General features: G+C 56.2%; 15 protein-coding genes. 11 read left to right on the forward strand and 4 right to left on the reverse strand.

The features are described from left to right. Positions 1–43: 43 nt before the first annotated feature. From nuoE to BMY01_RS06580, 10 genes are read left to right on the forward strand one after another with little or no spacing between them, the layout of a single operon-like run. The gene (nuoE, locus tag BMY01_RS06535) at positions 44–550 is read left to right on the forward strand and encodes an NADH-quinone oxidoreductase subunit NuoE (protein WP_074745458.1); all 507 of its coding nucleotides are present in this window, start codon (positions 44–46) and stop codon (positions 548–550) included. Beyond that, positions 528–1,805 (forward strand): NADH-quinone oxidoreductase subunit NuoF, encoded by a 1,278-nt coding sequence (nuoF, locus tag BMY01_RS06540; RefSeq protein ID WP_175463219.1) that lies wholly within the window; start codon positions 528–530, stop codon positions 1,803–1,805. Before nuoE ends, nuoF begins: the two co-directional genes overlap by 23 nt. A 43-nt stretch (positions 1,806–1,848) precedes the next feature. Next, the gene (gene nuoG, locus BMY01_RS06545) at positions 1,849–4,716 is read left to right on the forward strand and encodes an NADH-quinone oxidoreductase subunit NuoG (protein WP_074745462.1); all 2,868 of its coding nucleotides are present in this window, start codon (positions 1,849–1,851) and stop codon (positions 4,714–4,716) included. A 32-nt stretch (positions 4,717–4,748) separates the two neighbouring features. Further along, on the forward strand, positions 4,749–5,717 hold the full coding sequence (gene nuoH, locus BMY01_RS06550; RefSeq protein ID WP_074745599.1) for an NADH-quinone oxidoreductase subunit NuoH: 969 nt from the start codon (positions 4,749–4,751) through the stop codon (positions 5,715–5,717). Between the two features lie 30 nt (positions 5,718–5,747). After that, entirely contained in the window at positions 5,748–6,263 is a 516-nt protein-coding gene (gene nuoI / locus BMY01_RS06555; RefSeq protein WP_074745464.1) for an NADH-quinone oxidoreductase subunit NuoI, read from the forward strand. A gap of 47 nt (positions 6,264–6,310) precedes the next feature. After that, entirely contained in the window at positions 6,311–6,877 is a 567-nt protein-coding gene (nuoJ, locus tag BMY01_RS06560; protein WP_074745466.1) for an NADH-quinone oxidoreductase subunit J, read from the forward strand. Next, positions 6,874–7,221 (forward strand): NADH-quinone oxidoreductase subunit NuoK, encoded by a 348-nt coding sequence (gene nuoK / locus BMY01_RS06565; protein ID WP_081353784.1) that lies wholly within the window; start codon positions 6,874–6,876, stop codon positions 7,219–7,221. Before nuoJ ends, nuoK begins: the two co-directional genes overlap by 4 nt. Before the next feature lies 1 nt (position 7,222). Beyond that, positions 7,223–9,196, forward strand: a complete 1,974-nt coding sequence (nuoL, locus tag BMY01_RS06570; protein ID WP_074745468.1) for an NADH-quinone oxidoreductase subunit L — start codon at positions 7,223–7,225, stop codon at positions 9,194–9,196. Continuing rightward, on the forward strand, positions 9,193–10,695 hold the full coding sequence (gene nuoM / locus BMY01_RS06575; protein ID WP_074745470.1) for an NADH-quinone oxidoreductase subunit M: 1,503 nt from the start codon (positions 9,193–9,195) through the stop codon (positions 10,693–10,695). Before nuoL ends, nuoM begins: the two co-directional genes overlap by 4 nt. Beyond that, on the forward strand, positions 10,692–12,215 hold the full coding sequence (locus tag BMY01_RS06580; protein WP_074745471.1) for an NADH-quinone oxidoreductase subunit N: 1,524 nt from the start codon (positions 10,692–10,694) through the stop codon (positions 12,213–12,215). Before nuoM ends, BMY01_RS06580 begins: the two co-directional genes overlap by 4 nt. Positions 12,216–12,284: 69 nt before the next feature. On the opposite strand, the gene BMY01_RS06585 is transcribed toward BMY01_RS06580, so the two are convergent. From BMY01_RS06585 to BMY01_RS06600, 4 genes are all read right to left on the reverse strand, one after another. After that, positions 12,285–13,244, reverse strand: a complete 960-nt coding sequence (locus BMY01_RS06585; RefSeq protein ID WP_074745473.1) for an ADP-ribosylglycohydrolase family protein — start codon at positions 13,242–13,244, stop codon at positions 12,285–12,287. A gap of 55 nt (positions 13,245–13,299) precedes the next feature. Then, entirely contained in the window at positions 13,300–13,485 is a 186-nt protein-coding gene (locus BMY01_RS06590; RefSeq protein ID WP_074745475.1) for a Trm112 family protein, read from the reverse strand. 83 nt (positions 13,486–13,568) lie between these two features. After that, complete coding sequence (locus BMY01_RS06595; protein WP_074745477.1) at positions 13,569–13,985, reverse strand: ExbD/TolR family protein; 417 nt, start codon at positions 13,983–13,985, stop codon at positions 13,569–13,571. A gap of 89 nt (positions 13,986–14,074) precedes the next feature. Continuing rightward, entirely contained in the window at positions 14,075–14,686 is a 612-nt protein-coding gene (locus BMY01_RS06600; RefSeq protein ID WP_074707834.1) for a MotA/TolQ/ExbB proton channel family protein, read from the reverse strand. A 333-nt stretch (positions 14,687–15,019) separates the two neighbouring features. Here BMY01_RS06600 and xseA point away from each other — a divergent pair, with 333 nt between their 5' ends. Next, positions 15,020–16,363 (forward strand): exodeoxyribonuclease VII large subunit, encoded by a 1,344-nt coding sequence (gene xseA, locus BMY01_RS06605; RefSeq protein ID WP_074745479.1) that lies wholly within the window; start codon positions 15,020–15,022, stop codon positions 16,361–16,363. Positions 16,364–16,508 lie beyond the last annotated feature (145 nt).

Consider the following 16,508-nt stretch of genomic DNA (forward strand, 5'->3'; position numbering starts at 1 on the left):
GGACCGCTGATGTTGATGGCCGAGGAGGATACTGAGGGGAACAATGCTGAGCGAACAGGAGAGGAGAGAAATAGAAGCACATGCGCGGCACTATCCGAATAATCGGGCGGTATGCATCGAGGCGCTCAAGATCGTACAGCAGCATCGCGGCTGGGTATCGAATGAGGGGATTGCCGATGTAGCCGAGGCGCTGCAGATGAAGCCGGCTGAACTGGAGAGCGTTGCAACCTTCTACAACATGATTTTCCGGAAGCCGGTAGGCAAGCACGTCATTTTGCTATGCGACAGCGTCAGTTGCTGGATTATGGGTTATGAACGCCTGCGCCAGCACCTGGGAGACAGGCTGGGTATCAGGCCGGGTCAGACCACTGCCGACGGGCGCTTCACGTTGTTGCCGAACGTGTGCCTGGGTGCCTGCGACCATGCTCCTGTCATGATGGTGGATGAGGCGCATTATCAGGACCTGGATCCCGCCAGGATCGATGAAATTCTAGCAAGTTATCAACAGGAAGAAGAAAAATCGACCGATGGAAACGCCGCTCACTCATAACATTTCACCAGGCAGGGAGCCTCCAAATCTTGCGCAGTACGAGAAGGCGGGTGGTTATGCCGCGCTGCGCAAAGCTTTGAGTATGCCTCCAGCGGAAGTTCAGGCAGCGGTGAAGGAATCAAATCTGCGCGGGCGTGGTGGAGCGGGATTCCCCACTGCACAGAAATGGAGTTTTGTGCCGATGGGCGATGATGCGCCGCGGCCCAAGTATCTCGTTTGCAATGCCGACGAGATGGAGCCGGGTACATTCAAGGATCGTATGTTGCTCGAAGGCGACCCCCACCAGTTGATCGAGGGCATTATCGTCAGCGCCTATGCGATCCAGGCCGATGTGGCTTACGTATTTCTGCGCTGGGCTTACAAATTGGCGGCCCGGCGCATGGAGGGGGCAATCGCTGAAGCATACCGCCATGGCTACCTGGGTAAAAATATCCTGGGCTCGGCATACAACCTGGAGATGCACCTGCACGTCAGCGCCGGGCGCTACATGTGCGGGGAGGAGACTGCGCTGCTCAATGCCCTCGAAGGCAAGCGCGCCAATCCACGCGCCAAGCCTCCCTATCCCCAGGTGAGCGGCTTGTGGGGCAAGCCTACCATTGTCAATAACGTGGAAACTCTGTGCAACATTCCGCATATCGTGAACCACGGCGCCGAATGGTTCAAGAGCCTGAGCCGCAGCGACGACGGCGGAACCAAGCTGTACGGGGTAAGCGGGAGAGTGAAGAATCCCGGGCTATGGGAATTGCCCATGGGCACTTCCATGCGGGAGATTCTGGAAGAGCATGCGGGCGGCATGTGTGACGGCTATCAGTTTCGCGGGTTGCTGCCGGGGGGCGCTTCGACGGATTTTGTTACTGCCGAGCACCTCGACTTGGCGATGGATTTCGATTCGATGAAAAAAGCCGACAGCCGCCTCGGCACCGGCACCATGATTGTCCTTGATGACAAGACCTGTCCCGTTGGGATGCTGCTCAATCTGGAGCATTTTTTCGCTCAGGAGTCGTGCGGCTGGTGCACCCCTTGCTGGTCGGGGCTTTCCTGGATCGAACAGATATTGCAGGACATGGAGGAGGGTCGCGGCCGAGCTTCCGACCTTGAACTGCTGGAGTCCCATACGCGCCTCCTGGGTCCCGGACATACTTTCTGCGCTCTGGCGCCGGGGGCAGCCGAGCCGCTGCAAAGTGGCCTCAAGTATTTCCACGATGATTTCGAGCGCCATATCCATGAGAAACGCTGCCCCTGGAGTCAGATGTGAGAGGTGAAACGGGAAATATAGCGAGGCTAGCAAGGCGAATGTGATGACGACTATCCATATCGACAATCGTCCCTATCCTGCCAAAGATGGTGAGAATTTATTGCAGGAGTGCCTGTCGCTAGGATTCAACCTGCCTTATTTCTGCTGGCACCCTGCGCTCGGCGCGGTAGGCGCATGCCGCCAGTGCGCAATCAAGCAGTTCAAGAACGAGGAAGACAAGCACGGCAAGATTGTCATGGCGTGCATGACTGCTGCGAAAGACGGAATTCGGATTTCCATCGATGATCCCGAAGCGCGGGAATTTCGCGCGAGTGTGGCGGAATGGCTGATGGTGAATCACCCGCACGATTGCCCAGTGTGTGACGAGGGCGGCGAATGCCATCTGCAGGACATGACGGTCATGAATGGGCATATCTACCGTCGCTACCATGGCCGCAAGCGCACCTTCCACAACCAGAACCTTGGCCCGCTGGTCAACCACGAGATGAATCGCTGCATTCAATGCTATCGCTGCACGCGATTTTATCGTGAGTATGCCGGCGGTCGGGACCTGGATGCTCTAGTGCTGCGCAACCAGGTCTACTTCGGCCGCCATGAGGATGGCGTTCTCGAAAACGAGTTCAGCGGCAACCTGGTGGAGATTTGCCCTACCGGTGTTTTTACTGACAAGACACTGAAGCGGCATTATACGCGCAAGTGGGATTTGCAAACGGCGCCCTCGGTGTGTGTGCATTGCGGGCTGGGTTGCAACACCATTCCCGGCGAGCGTTACGGCACGTTGCGGCGCATCCGCAACCGCTTCAATGGTGCGGTAAATGGTTATTTCCTGTGCGACCGCGGTCGCTACGGTTACGAGTTTGTCAATAGCGGGCGCCGGGTCAGGCAACCCCTGCTGCGCAAAAATAGAACCCAACTCCTGCAACCTGCCAGCAAACGCGGTGCACTTCAGCATCTTGGCGAAATGCTATCCGCCGGGGCTCGGGTGATCGGGATCGGTTCTCCGCGGGCTTCGATCGAAGCTAATTTTGCGTTGCGCACCCTCGTTGGGCGCGACCAGTTTTATCTCGGAATATCTGAAAGGGATCTTCGCCTGCTTGCTTCCGTTCTGGATATTTTAAAAAAAGGCCCTGCCCGCACCCCATCATTGCATGAAGTGGAGTTGGCGGATGCGGTGCTGGTATTGGGGGAGGATGTGGCCAATACTGCGCCCCGGCTCGGGCTGGCTCTGCGGCAGTCGGTGCGCCGGCAACCGGAAGAGATAGCGAAAAAAATGGGGATTCCGCTCTGGAATGATCATGCGGTGCGTGAGGCGATGCAGGAAGAGCATGGGCCGTTGTTTATTGCCACCCTGGCGAATACCCGAATCGATGATATCGCCACCCGCACCTTCCGGGGACCTCCCGCTGAATTAGCCCGGCTGGGTCTCACAATAGCGCACGCGCTCGATCCGATCGCGCCCCAAGTACCCGGTTTATCCAATACGGCACAGGCATTGGCAGGTGCAATTGCCGAAAAGCTGAAGGCAGCAGAGCGCCCCCTGGTCATTTCCGGCATAGGTTGCGGGGACAAAGCCGTTGTTGAGGCAGCGGCCAATGTGACATGGGCGCTTTGCAACATGGGCCGTCCTGCCGAGCTCTGCTATGTAGTTCCCGAATGTAACAGTCTGGGCGCCACGATGCTCGGTGGCGGCAGTCTCGAAACCGCACTGGAAGCGATGAACGATGCTGCGGATATTCTCGTCATTCTCGAAAATGATCTTTATCGACGGGCGGATGCTGCCTTGGTTGATCGGCTTCTCGCTGCCGCACGGCACATCGTGATGATCGATCACATCAAGCATGCAACCAGCGCGAAGGCTGACGTGGTGCTGCCGGCAGCGGCCTTTGCCGAGGCCGATGGTACCCTTGTGAATAACGAAGGCCGGGCGCAACGGTTCTTTCAAGTATTTGTGCCCAGGGGTGAGATCGAAGGTGACATCAGGGGCGATACTCCACGCGATATTCCCGGCGATATCCAGGAAAGCTGGCGCTGGATGCGGGACATCATGGTTGTGGGCCGCGGGGATGAAGGGCAATGGTCAAGCCTGGATGATGTCACTGCCGCCTGCGCCGCAGCGATTCCCTCCCTGGAACCCATTTTACGCGCCGCCCCCTCGGCGGCTTTCCGCATGGACGGACAGAAGATTCCGCGTGAATCCCATCGTTATAGCGGGCGCACTGCCATGCACGCCAATGTAAGCATCCACGAACCCGAACAGCCGCAGGACCTCGATACAGCCTTGGCATTTTCAATGGAAGGCTACGCGGGTCATCCGCCGCCGTCGCTTATTCCCCGGTTTTGGGCGCCCGGCTGGAATTCAATACAGGCGTTAAACAAATTCCAGGACGAAGTGGGTGGCCCGCTTTCCGGGGGCGATCCAGGCGAGCCCCTGATCGAGCCGACGCCAGGGAAAAAAGCTGCTTATTTTGAAAATATCCCGGCCGGCTTCGAGCCGCGCGTGGGTGAATGGCTGCTGTTGCCGTTGCACCACATCTTTGGTTCAGAGGAGTTGAGCATCCTCGCGCCCGGTATCGCCGAGCTCAGTGTCCAGCCCTATCTCGCGCTCAACCCGGAGGATGCAAGTAATCTCGGACTGACTGCCGGGGATGAGGTGCAGTTACGCTTGAGGCCGGAGGCGGATGCGCAGGTGGATGTTAAGGATGCTCAGGTGGATGTTAAGGCAGATGACTCGGCGAACGTCACCACTACCGCTGAAATTTTCCGGCTACCGCTGCGCTTCGAGCCTGAGCTGCTGCACGGCACTGCGGGACTCCCTGCCGGCTTGACAGGTATGGGTAATCTTGGGGGAGTCGCCTTGCCAGCATGGGGCGAACTCAAGAAGGTGGAGAAGGGAAAGCAAATGGAAGGATAGATAGAGGAAAGAAGCCACAAATGGATTTAGCCATGAATAGTGGATTCAGCCATGAATGGGCCGCCATCTGGGTGAACCTGATCTTGATCCTGGCCGTCTTGTTTGCTTTCTCGGCGATGCTGTCCTGGATCGAGCGCCGCCTGCTCGGCCTGTGGCAGGATCGCTGTGGGCCCAACCGGGTAGGGCCGTTCGGGGTTCTGCAAATTGTCGCCGATTCGATCAAGCTTCTTACCAAGGAGGATTGGATACCTCCCTTTGCAGATAGGGCGGTGTTCGTGCTGGCGCCGGCAATCGTTGCCGTCACCACACTGCTTGCGTTTGCCGTCGTACCCATCGCGCCGGGCCTCGGCGTGGTCGATCTGAACATCGGATTATTGTTTTTTCTCGCCATGTCTTCGCTTGGCGTCTATAGCATCGTGCTGGGCGGATGGGCGTCCAACAACAAATATTCGCTGCTTGGCGGTTTTCGCGCGGCAGCACAGATGTTGAGCTACGAGGTCTTCATGGGCCTGGCGCTCATGGGTGTCGTCATGCTTGCAGGTTCATTCAACCTGCGCGATATCGTGGCTGCTCAGGAAAATCTCTGGTTCTGCATTCCGCAGATCCTCGGTCTGGCAACTTTTGCCGTTGCCGGCATTGCTGAGGCGCGCAGGCTTCCTTTCGATTTGCCCGAGTCGGAGAACGAGCTGGTCGCGGGCTTTCATACTGAATATTCCAGCATGAAGTTCGGGCTGTTTTTCATTGGCGAATACGTCGGTATCACCCTTATCTCGGCAATGATCGTCACATTATTCTTTGGCGGGTGGCTGGGCCCACTGCTGCCTCCACTGGTTTGGTTTCTGCTCAAGACTCTTATCGTCATCGTCTGCTTCGTCCTGCTGCGGGCGGCATTGCCACGCCCCCGTTACGACCAACTGATGACCTACGGCTGGAAAGTCATGCTGCCAGTCACGCTGGTCAATTTGTTGATCACCGGCGCAGTCGTATTGTCAGCGGCATAGCCCGTTCATTTAGAACTTGGGAGAAGATGCATGTGGAATTCTCTGAAGACAATGTGGATCGTTTTTCTGCACATGTTCCACCGCCGCGCAACCATTCAATACCCGGACGAGAAACCCAACATCCCGCCGCGCTGGCGCGGACGCATCATTCTAAGCCGCGATCCGGACGGTGAGGAACGCTGCGTCGCATGCTACCTCTGCGCGGCAGCCTGTCCAGTGGATTGCATTGCGCTTCAGGCCACCGAAGATGAGCACGAACGCCGTTACCCCGAGTTCTTCCGCATCAATTTTTCGCGCTGCATTTTTTGCGGATATTGCGAAGAGGCCTGTCCTACCGACGCGATCCAGCTTACGCCGGATTTTGAAATGGGCGAGTACAACCGGAAAAACCTGGTGTATGAAAAAGAGGACCTGCTAATCGATGGCACCGGCAAATACCCCGGCTATAACTTCTACCGGGTGGCGGGAGTCACAATCGGAGGAAAAAACAAGGGCGAAGCCGAGAATGAAGCATCTCCGGTAGATCCGCATTCGCTATTGCCTTGATTCGTACCTTAATTACGTATCTTTGATTACTGATTCAGGAGGAGGCTATGGAAGCGACATTCTACTTGTCCGGATTGATTGCCGTCGCAGCCACGCTGATGGTCGTTACGCGGGCGAGCGCCGTACATGCATTGCTCTACCTGATCGTCTCCCTGCTTGCGGTGGCGATCATCTTTTTTGTGCTGGGGGCGCCGTTTGTCGCCGCACTGGAGGTCATCATTTACGCAGGTGCTGTCATGGTGCTGTTCGTGTTCGTGATCATGATGCTCAATCTTGGCAAAGCTGCCGCGGTTAAGGAGCGTGAATGGTTGAGTCCCGGCATGTGGGTGGGACCCTCCATACTGTCGGCATTGCTCCTGGCAGAACTGATTTTTATCCTTGTTCAGAATGTACAGGATGGGCAGAGCGTATATGGCGGCACCGCAATTTCCAGCGGGGCCGTGATCGATTCGAAAGAAGTTGGCATCGCGCTCTTCGGACCCTATCTCCTCGGTGTTGAGCTGGCATCGCTGCTGCTGCTGGCGGGGTTGGTCGGCGCCTGTCACCTCGGCTGGCACACCGACCTGCGTTTCGGTTCACATTCGGCGTCCCGTTCGGATGGGGCGCGGTCATGACGACGGCTGAGGCTATGTCCGCCGCTGCCGCGAACGCGGCCACTATTCCCATGCATCATGGCCTGCTGTTCGCTGCAATCCTCTTCGCGCTAGGAATGATCGGCATTCTTGTACGGCGCAACCTGATTTTTATCCTGATGTCGGTCGAGATCATGCTGAATGCTGCCGGGCTTGCCTTCGTGGTGGCCGGTTCACACTGGGCGCAGGCCGACGGCCAGGTGATGTTCATCTTTATCCTGTCAGTGGCGGCGGCCGAAGTCTCTGTCGGCCTGGCACTGCTGCTGCTGTTGCACCGCCGCTTCCAGACACTTGATGCCGATGCGGTAAGTCAGATGCGGGGATGACGTGTTGCCCCTGCTGTGGCTTATTCCCACGCTGCCTCTAGCTGGCTTCCTGCTGCTGGCGCTAGGTGGAAACCATTTGGGGCATCGCAGTATTGCGGTAATCGGAACGGGATCTGTAGCCCTCTCGGCACTCATTGCCGTCCTGATCGGGATCGACTTTATCGCTGCGCCGCCGCCGGGTTTTGTTTTCCGGCAGGAAGCATGGACCTGGATTGCTGTGGTCGGTTTCTCGCCAGGGATTGTCTTTTATCTTGACGCGTTATCACTGGTGATGGTCCTGGTCGTGACTGTCATCAGTTTCCTAATACACCTCTATTCCACGGAGTTCATGAGCCGAGATGAGGGCTATGCGCGCTTTTTCGCCTATATGAATCTCTTCGTCGGCTCAATGTGCATCCTGGTTCTTGCCGACAATCTGCTGTTTCTTTATCTGGGCTGGGAAGGGGTGGGACTTTGCAGCTATCTACTGATCGGATTCTGGTATCGGGACCCTGCCAACGGGCGTGCGGCGCGCAAAGCATTTATCGTGACCCGGTTCGGCGATACCTCCATGGCGATCGGCTTTTTTCTGCTGTTCACTCATCTGGGAACTCTTGATATCCAGCCCTTGATGCAGCGCGTGACGCAGCAGTGGCCGGAGGGGTCGGAGCTCGCTATTCTCGCTGCGGCACTTCTGCTTGGCGGTGCGGCGGGCAAATCCGCCCAGCTCCCGCTACAGACGTGGCTGCCTGACGCAATGGCCGGCCCTACACCGGTGAGCGCGCTGATGCATGCGGCAACCATGGTAACAGCAGGCGTATATCTGATCGCCCGCACGCACGCGCTCTTTGCGCTTGCGCCGGCAGTGCAGCTTGCGGTAGCAGCGATCGGCGCCCTTACCCTGCTGCTTGCGGGATTCAGTGCGCTTGTGCAAAACGACATCAAGCGGGTGTTGGCCTATTCAACTATTAGCCAGCTGGGTTATATGTTCCTTGCTCTGGGAGTAGGCGCCTGGTCAGCCGCCATCTTTCATCTGGTGACGCACGCCTTCTTCAAGGCTTTGCTGTTCCTGAGCGCCGGCGTGGTCATCATGAGCCTGCACGAGGAACATGATATTTTCCGGATGGGTGCACTGAGGAAAAAACTTCCCGTCGCATTCTGGACTTTTCTGATTGGCAGCGCATCGCTTGCGGCGCTGCCGCTCGTTACTGCGGGCTTTTACAGCAAAGACCTGATTCTTTGGCAGGTCTGGTCATCAACAGGAGGGAATCCATGGTTATGGGCCGCGGGATGGGGAGGTGCGATATTGACTGGCCTCTACATCTTTCGCGTGGTGTTTCTCGTTTTTTTTGGCGAAGCGAGGACTGCGGCGCCTCCCAAAACCAGACGGCCAGGGCTGCGCATAACCATACCGCTCATCGTTCTTGCGGCACTCTCTCTGGTCGGTGGATGGATTGAAACTCCACCTTTTCTCGGAAATTTAACACTATTTTCCGATTTTGTTCAGCATGCCTTGCCGCCGACCCGGGTCGTTCACGAGGGTAAAAATGACGAAACCCTTCTGAGTCTGCTTGCAATTGCTGCCTCTCTTGGGGGCATGGCATTGGCGTACCTGTTGTTTTTGAGATATCCCGCCTTTCTCCATGGACTGATGCTGATCCCGGCACTGGCAAGACTCCAGAAGTTCTGGCATTTAGGCTGGGGTTTCGACCGTTTTTACGAGTTCATGTTCGTCCGGCCCTATCTCTGGCTTGCGCACGTCGATCAGCGTGACGTGATCGACAATATCTACCGCATGGCGATTTCATGCACACTCAGGTGGCTCCAGAAGGTCGATCGGCACGACAGGATCGACAATATCTACAGCGGCCTGGCCGAGCTTTGTCTGTTTCTCCATCGCACCTTGAGTGCAACGCAAAACGGACAGGTACGTCGCTACGCGGCAGCGATTGCAGCCGGATCGCTCGGTATTATATTCATGGGGGTATTCGCATGATCCTCGCTGCATTGATTTTCATCCTGGTGGCGGGCGGTTTGCTGTCATGGATAGCGGATCGCTGGCATCCGGGCGCCGCAAAGTGGCTCGCATTGGCCACAGTGGGCATCGAGTTCGTATTGGCGATATGGCTTTGGCTGCAGTCTGCCAGCGCTATGGCTCTTCCCGCTCACGGGCGGTGGCTTGCCGAGACCCGGGCGGAGTGGATTCCGCGTTTCGGGGTGAGCTTTCATCTGGCTATGGATGGAATAAGCCTCATCCTGGTCGTGCTGACCGCTTTTCTGGGGATAGTATCGGTGGCCTGTTCCTGGACGGAAATCCAGAAGCGTACCGGATTCTTTTACTTCAACCTGCTATGGACTGTGGCAGGGGCGATCGGTGTATTCCTTGCGCTGGACCTGTTTCTGTTTTTCTTCTTCTGGGAGCTGATGCTGGTGCCGATGTATTTCCTGATTGGGATCTGGGGCCATGAGAATCGGCAGTATGCATCGATCAAGTTCTTCATTTTCGCGCAGGGGAGCGGTATGTTCATGCTGGTAGCAATTCTTGCGCTGGTATTCCTCCATTACCGCAGTACAGGAGTCCTGACATTCGATTATTTCGAGCTGTTGAATACGACGATGTCCCCCTCCACCGAGCTGTGGATCATGCTCGGCTTTTTCATTGCGTTCGCAGTCAAGACGCCCATCGTGCCATTTCACATCTGGCTGCCGGATGCACATACCGAGGCGCCGACAGCAGGAAGCGTGATTCTTGCAGGCGTGCTGCTGAAAACAGGAGCCTACGGGCTATTGCGCTTTATTGTTCCGCTATTTCCCGAGGCCGCGACTTATTTTGCCCCGGTGGCGATGGTGTTGGGAGCAACCGGAGTTCTCTATGGCGCTTTCCTAGCCTTCGCCCAGACGGATTTCAAGCGCCTCGTGGCCTACACCAGCGTGAGTCACCTGGGCTTTGCGGTGCTCGGGATATTCGCCTGGAATCCCTGGTCGCTTGGAGGGGCTGTGATGCAGATGATCGCGCATGGCATCAGTACGGGAGCACTGTTTGTAATCGCAGGCATTTTGCAGGAACGGACCCACACACGCGATATGCGTCGCTTTGAAGGCCTGTGGAGCGTCATGCCGCGGCTGGCGGCAATGGGATTGTTTTTTGCCATTGCCGCGCTTGGGTTGCCGGGAATGGGTAATTTCGTCGGGGAATTCCTGGTGCTGATGGGATTATCCAGCACCAGCAGTGTGCTGGCAGCCGTCGCGACTGTGGTATTTGTCGCCAGCGTCGTGTATGCGCTTGCGCTGGTGCAGAAAACTTTTCATGGCGAGAATACGCACGGTTGGCAACTCCGTGATCTGTCCGGCCGGGAAATGGCGACCCTGTATTCAATGGCAGCCATTACCTTATGGCTGGGGTTGTATCCGCAGCCGGTACTGAATGCCGCGCCAAACACCGCAAATAGTCTGCCTTCGATTGCTGTCACTCGCCATGAGATCAATGTGGAATGAATCCGATGCCCTCCGCGCTACACTCCGACTCACTACACTTCGACCTCCTGGCCCTGTCGCCGCTCATCCTCCTTGCCGCAGCCGCGATAGTGGTGATGCTGGCCGCAGCCTTTTATCGTCATCCCCGGCCAGTCATGATGTTGACGCTCGCCGGGCTGGTTCTGTCAGTTGCGTCATTGTTCCTGCCCCAAGGCCGCGCGTCTCCTCAGGTCACAGCCCTGCTGATACTGGATCACTACGCATTGTTTTTTATCGGACTCATCGTTGTCGCGACCTTCGTGGTCACGGTGTTGTGTTACCGCTACTTCGGGGGAGACGAAAGCCGGCATGAAGCGCTTTACATCCTGTTACTGCTGGCCGCCCTTGGCGGTGGGGTTCTCGTGGCAAGCAGCCACTTTGCTTCGTTTCTCCTGGGTCTGGAAATACTAAGCATTTCGTTGTTTGCATTGATCGCCTATCCGCGATTCACAGAGCATCCTCTCGAAGCAGGAATCAAGTACCTGATCCTCGCCGGGTTCTCATCCGGGTTGCTTTTGTTTGGCATGGCGCTGGTCTATGCGCAGCTCGGGACGATGCAGTTTGTGAAAATCGGGACAATGCTTGCTGCGCCTGACGGGGCGCTGGAACTCTATGGGTTGGCGGGACTCGCACTGATTGTGACAGGTGTCGGATTCAAACTGGCGCTGGTGCCCTTCCATATGTGGACTCCGGATGTATATGAAGGTGCACCTGCGCCGATTACCGCATTCATCGCCACTGTTTCAAAGGGCGCCATGCTTGCCCTGCTGCTGCGGTATTTCCTGATGGCGGGAGCATACCAGTCGCAGTCGATTACACTGGCATTGAGCCTGATTGCCGTCGCGACGATCCTGGTTGGCAACCTGCTCGCCCTTTTACAGGATAACATCAAGCGGATTCTCGCCTATTCCTCGATTGCACAGCTTGGCTATCTGCTGGTCGGGTTCCTGGCCTTTGATCGGCTGGCAATCGAGGCGGTAGCTTATTTTCTTACAGCTTATTTCGTCACCATGCTGGGCGCCTTCGGTGTGGTAACGGTATTGTCCGACGGGTTCAATGACGGATCTGGTGGCGAATTCCATGGTGCAGCGGAAAGGGATAGCGACAGGCTTGCGGATTATGCGGGTCTGTTCTGGCACAGGCCGTGGCTGGCGGGAGTGTTTACCGCCATGCTATTGTCGCTGGCCGGAATTCCCCTGACGATGGGCTTTATCGGCAAGTTCTATATATTGACGGCTGGCGTGGAAGCATCGTTATGGATACCCGTGATTGCGCTGGTCGTTGGCAGCATCATCGCGCTATTCTACTATCTGCGTATTATCACAGTGATGTATGCGCCGGGCTTGGAGGCAACCAGGGAAGCAATCATGCTGCGCGTTGTATCACCCTCCTTTGCGGAAAGTGCGACGCTGGCCGCGCTGGCGTTATTGCTTATATGGCTGGGCATCTTTCCGGCTCAGCTTATCGGTGTGCTTGAAGGAGCGGGAGTGGATTTGACCTGATTACCGGTGCTTCGTCTATTGTCCCTGTCTTGCTGCCTCCTCGTCTGCCTCCTCGCTCGCCTTGGCGTTTTATCGTTGAATGGCTGCGCATGCGTCCGCCGCATCCACGAACTTCCGGTATCGCGCCAGCCACTGAAATGGAATAGGGAATTCGTAAGTATTCTGTCTTGCCGAATGTATCGCCATGAGGGCGCCCAGCATGATCGCGCGGCCGCAGCTATCTCCCCCTGCGCGTATATTGGCCTCGACTGCGCTACGATAATCCGTCGCATTTTGCGCAATGTGGAAGACGACAGGCAAGCCTTCTGCTACGTGGCAGGCGGGACCGAAGCGTGCGGCAGCGCTGACGCTATCCAGCGTGGGCATTGAGAGTGCTTCTTCAAGCAGCGGTCGGAGCACGCTGCCTGCAAACAGCAAGGCTTCCGTCAGGGCTTGCGTCATTGTCATGCCCTGCAAAAGATTGAATAACGCTGCCGAGGAACACTGTGCAGCGGCCACCGCCGTTTCGTTATTGTTTGTTATGCGCACCACTTCATCGACCCGCGGCATGAGTTCATCCAGTGTTCCTGTGTGTGCGGCCACCAGTGATGGGATCGCTGCCAGGGATGGATGCTGGTCGTCGTCCGCGCCGGAGGCCGCCGGGAAATCCGCCGGCTCCAACGGTAACAATGTGCGCAGCGTGAGGCGAGTAGGGGAATCAATATACCCCACGTATTTCCCGCCCGGCCCGAAGCAGGCGCGATATTCGCTCTGATACTCGACCCGGTTGAACCGTCCGTGCTTTGCCAGATGCTTTAGCATCAGCAAGCAAACCTCTCCATAGGAGCTTGACTCGCCGGGTGTCTTTCCGCCGTGCGCAAAGTATCCCTTTACCCCGGCATAATTTGCCTCCTCCGGCTGCAGAAATACGAGGCCGCCCACTGCTTCGATCTCTGCGATGCGGGCAGGATCATAAATCCAGTGCAGTCCCAGGGTGGCGCTGTCCGCTACCAGCGCGCCAAGAATCGCCTCACTATTCAGACTCTTCATTCTTCATATCCTTTCAGACTGCCTGAGACCAGGAATCCGATACATCGCTGGATATCTATCGGCTGATCTCTTCTTCCACCCGCAGCCTTCGCGCTTCATCTTCCAGCATGATGGGAATTCCATCCCTGATGGGGAACGCCAGCCTGTCGGCCTTGCAGATGAGTTCGTTCTCAGGCTTCCGGTACAGCAGCGGCGATTTGCATAATGGGCATACCAGAATGTCGAGCAATTTCGGATCCATAATTCAACCTCAATTTTAAGGTTTCACCTCAATCAGTTGCTTCCAATCAGCCGAGCGTTCCGTTTTTCATCGGGCTCTCAGCGCTATTCCCGATTCCGGGTGGTGAAAGTGATGCGATTATATCCCGCCATCCGCGCCGCCTCCATCACGGTGATGACTGACTGATGCGTCGCCTGGGCATCCGCGTTGATAACTATCACCGGGTCCACACGACTGCCAGCCGCGGTGCGCAATTCCTCCTGCAGTTGCACGACATTCCGAAATTGAATAGGCGTCCGATTGATCATGTAGTTCCCGGTCGCGCTGACCGAGATATCGATGACATTCGACTGCTCGCCGGATTTTTCGGAGGAGGCTTGCGGCAAGGTGATTTCCAGTTCCGAAAACCTGGAGTAAGTGGTAGTTATCATCAGAAAAATCAGGATGACAAGCAGCACATCGATCATCGGGACCAGATTGATTTCAGGTTCTTCCTTGTGTCTGCCGCGCTGAAAATTCATGACCAGGATTCGATGGACGGAAGCAGTGATAGAAGAAGCAGTTTCAGGTACGCGGATTATGACGGATCGGGCATAGCTGTTCCCAGTAATTAACCCTTTCTGTCGCCATGGATGATTTCCACCAGTTTCAATGCCTGCAATTCCATCTCTACTACCAGCTCATCCACCTTGGCACGGAAATACCGGTAAAACATGATACTGGGAATGGCGACAAGGATGCCAAAAGCGGCATTATAAAGGGCTACGGAGATGCCGTGCGCCAGTTGCGCCGGATTGTTTCCGCTGACAGGAGTGTTTGAGCCGAATATTTCGATCATGCCCACTAGTGTCCCTAGCAGACCCATCAACGGGCTTATGGAACCGATCGTTCCCAGGGTGGTGAGATAGCGTTCCAGTTGATGGGCAACGGCACGGCCGGCTTCTTCTATGGATTCTTTCATGACTTCCCGCGTGCTGGTGTCATTTTTCAGTCCGGCAGAAAAAATCTGACCGAGGGGAGAATGCTTCTGGAGACGGCTGAGCATTTCGGAAGACACGCCCGCTTCGCGGTACTCACGCACGACCAGAGGCAAGAGGTTCCGCGGTGCGACCACGTTGAGGCGCAGTGCCCAGATACGCTCGCCGATGATGGCTACCGCGACGATGGATGCCAGAATGATCGGCCAGATCGGCCAGCCGGCGGCTTGAATCAACGCGAACACGCGGGGAGCCTCCTCGGTAAAAATACAGAAATCAAACCCGAATCAGAGTAGAGCAGGTCTTCAGGAATCGTCTTAATGTAGCTTGCTGCTGTGATTTCAGCAAGGATGAAAGGTTTTTATTGTCCACAATTGCTGTGGATAAGTTTGTGGGTAATATGCAGATAGAGCCATTAAGTCGCCCTTCCATAACAACTTTTTCTGATTAGACTAATTTTTGAACTTATTACAATTCATTTTAAAACATGGGGTTATGTTATATCTGGATTTCATGCGGGTTGGCGCAGCATAATATGCTATTTTCGTGATAAGTGTGGATTATTGTAAAATGTCAAGATGAACCACGTTCTGGAAATGGGTTTCGAGCGGGCGGTCATGAGCGTGAGCGAATTGAACCGCAACGCCAAGGAGTTGCTGGAGCAGGCTTTTCCATTGTCCTGGGTGGCTGGCGAGATCTCCAATATCAAGTGCTATGGCTCCGGCCACTGGTACTTTTCCCTGAAGGATGAGATTGCTCAGGTGCGCTGTGTCATGTTCCGGGAAAAAAACCAGTACCTTGATTGGCAGCCCCGGGATGGCATGCGGGTGGAAGTGCGCGCCCTCGTAACGCTATATCATGCGCGCGGCGATTTCCAACTGAACATCGAGACTATCCGCCACGCCGGACTCGGTTCGCTGTTTGAAGCTTTCGAGCAACTCAAGGCGAGGCTTGGAAAAGAAGGGTTGTTCGATTCTGAGCGCAAGAAACCATTGCCCGAGTTTCCAAAGCAGATCGGGATCATCACTTCTCCTGCCGCTGCGGCGCTGCATGATGTGCTGTCCACTTTGCAGCGGCGCATGCCTTCCGTGCCCATAATCGTTTATCCAACGCTTGTTCAGGGCGCTGGCGCTTCAGTAAGGATCGCGGGCGCCATTCAAACCGCTGCAAGCCGGGCTGAGTGCGATGTACTGATACTGTGCCGGGGGGGTGGCTCTCTGGAAGATCTGTGGGCTTTCAACGAGGAGGTTGTGGCACGCGCAATTGCGGCTTGTTCCATTCCCATTGTCAGTGGAGTAGGTCACGAAACCGATTTTACCATTGCGGATTTTGTTGCGGATGTCCGGGCGCCCACGCCGACTGGCGCATCCCAGCTCGTGTGCCCGGATCGCGCAGAACTAGCGAGACGCGGAGAAATTCTTTGCGGCCGCATGCACCGCGCGATGCAGCGGCGCATCGAAAGCCGGATGCAGCATACCGATATGCTGGGATGCCGCCTGGTACATCCGGGAAAGCGCATCGAAGCGCAACTGGCGCAGCTTGCGCGTTTGCGCGAACGCCTGGAAAGCACATGGCTACGTCATGCGAAAGAGAGGCATTGGCGCTTGCGCGAGCTCCAGCAGCGCATGAAGATTGCCAGGCCCGACATCCCCCGGCTGGAAGAGCGCCAGCAGGAACTCGGTCTACGCCTTCAGCGGGCGATCGCATCCCGGATTGAAACTCTCGGCATGCACTTGCAGCGCAGGGAAGCAAATCTTTCCCATCTGAATCCGGATTCCGTTCTGGCGCGAGGCTACAGTATTGCTTATACCCCCGATGGCACGGTATTGAGAAGAAATGATCAGGTCGACGTTGGTGATGTCATCCAAGTGACGTTTGCGAAAGGATGGAGCAAGGCGTCCGTGATGGAGAAGGGCGAGTAGCGGGAATGCGCATGCAGGATCGCATTCCATGACCTTCTGTCGAGTCTGGACATTCAGCCAAGGGTGGTGCAGACTTGACCGTTGGTGGGATTGTGCCGAATCCACATCGAACTCCCGTTCTATCGCAGGGGAGAGATAAGTTTTT

Source organism: Nitrosospira multiformis (assembly GCF_900110185.1).
In the GTDB taxonomy this organism is placed as follows: Bacteria; Pseudomonadota; Gammaproteobacteria; order Burkholderiales; family Nitrosomonadaceae; genus Nitrosospira; species Nitrosospira multiformis_A.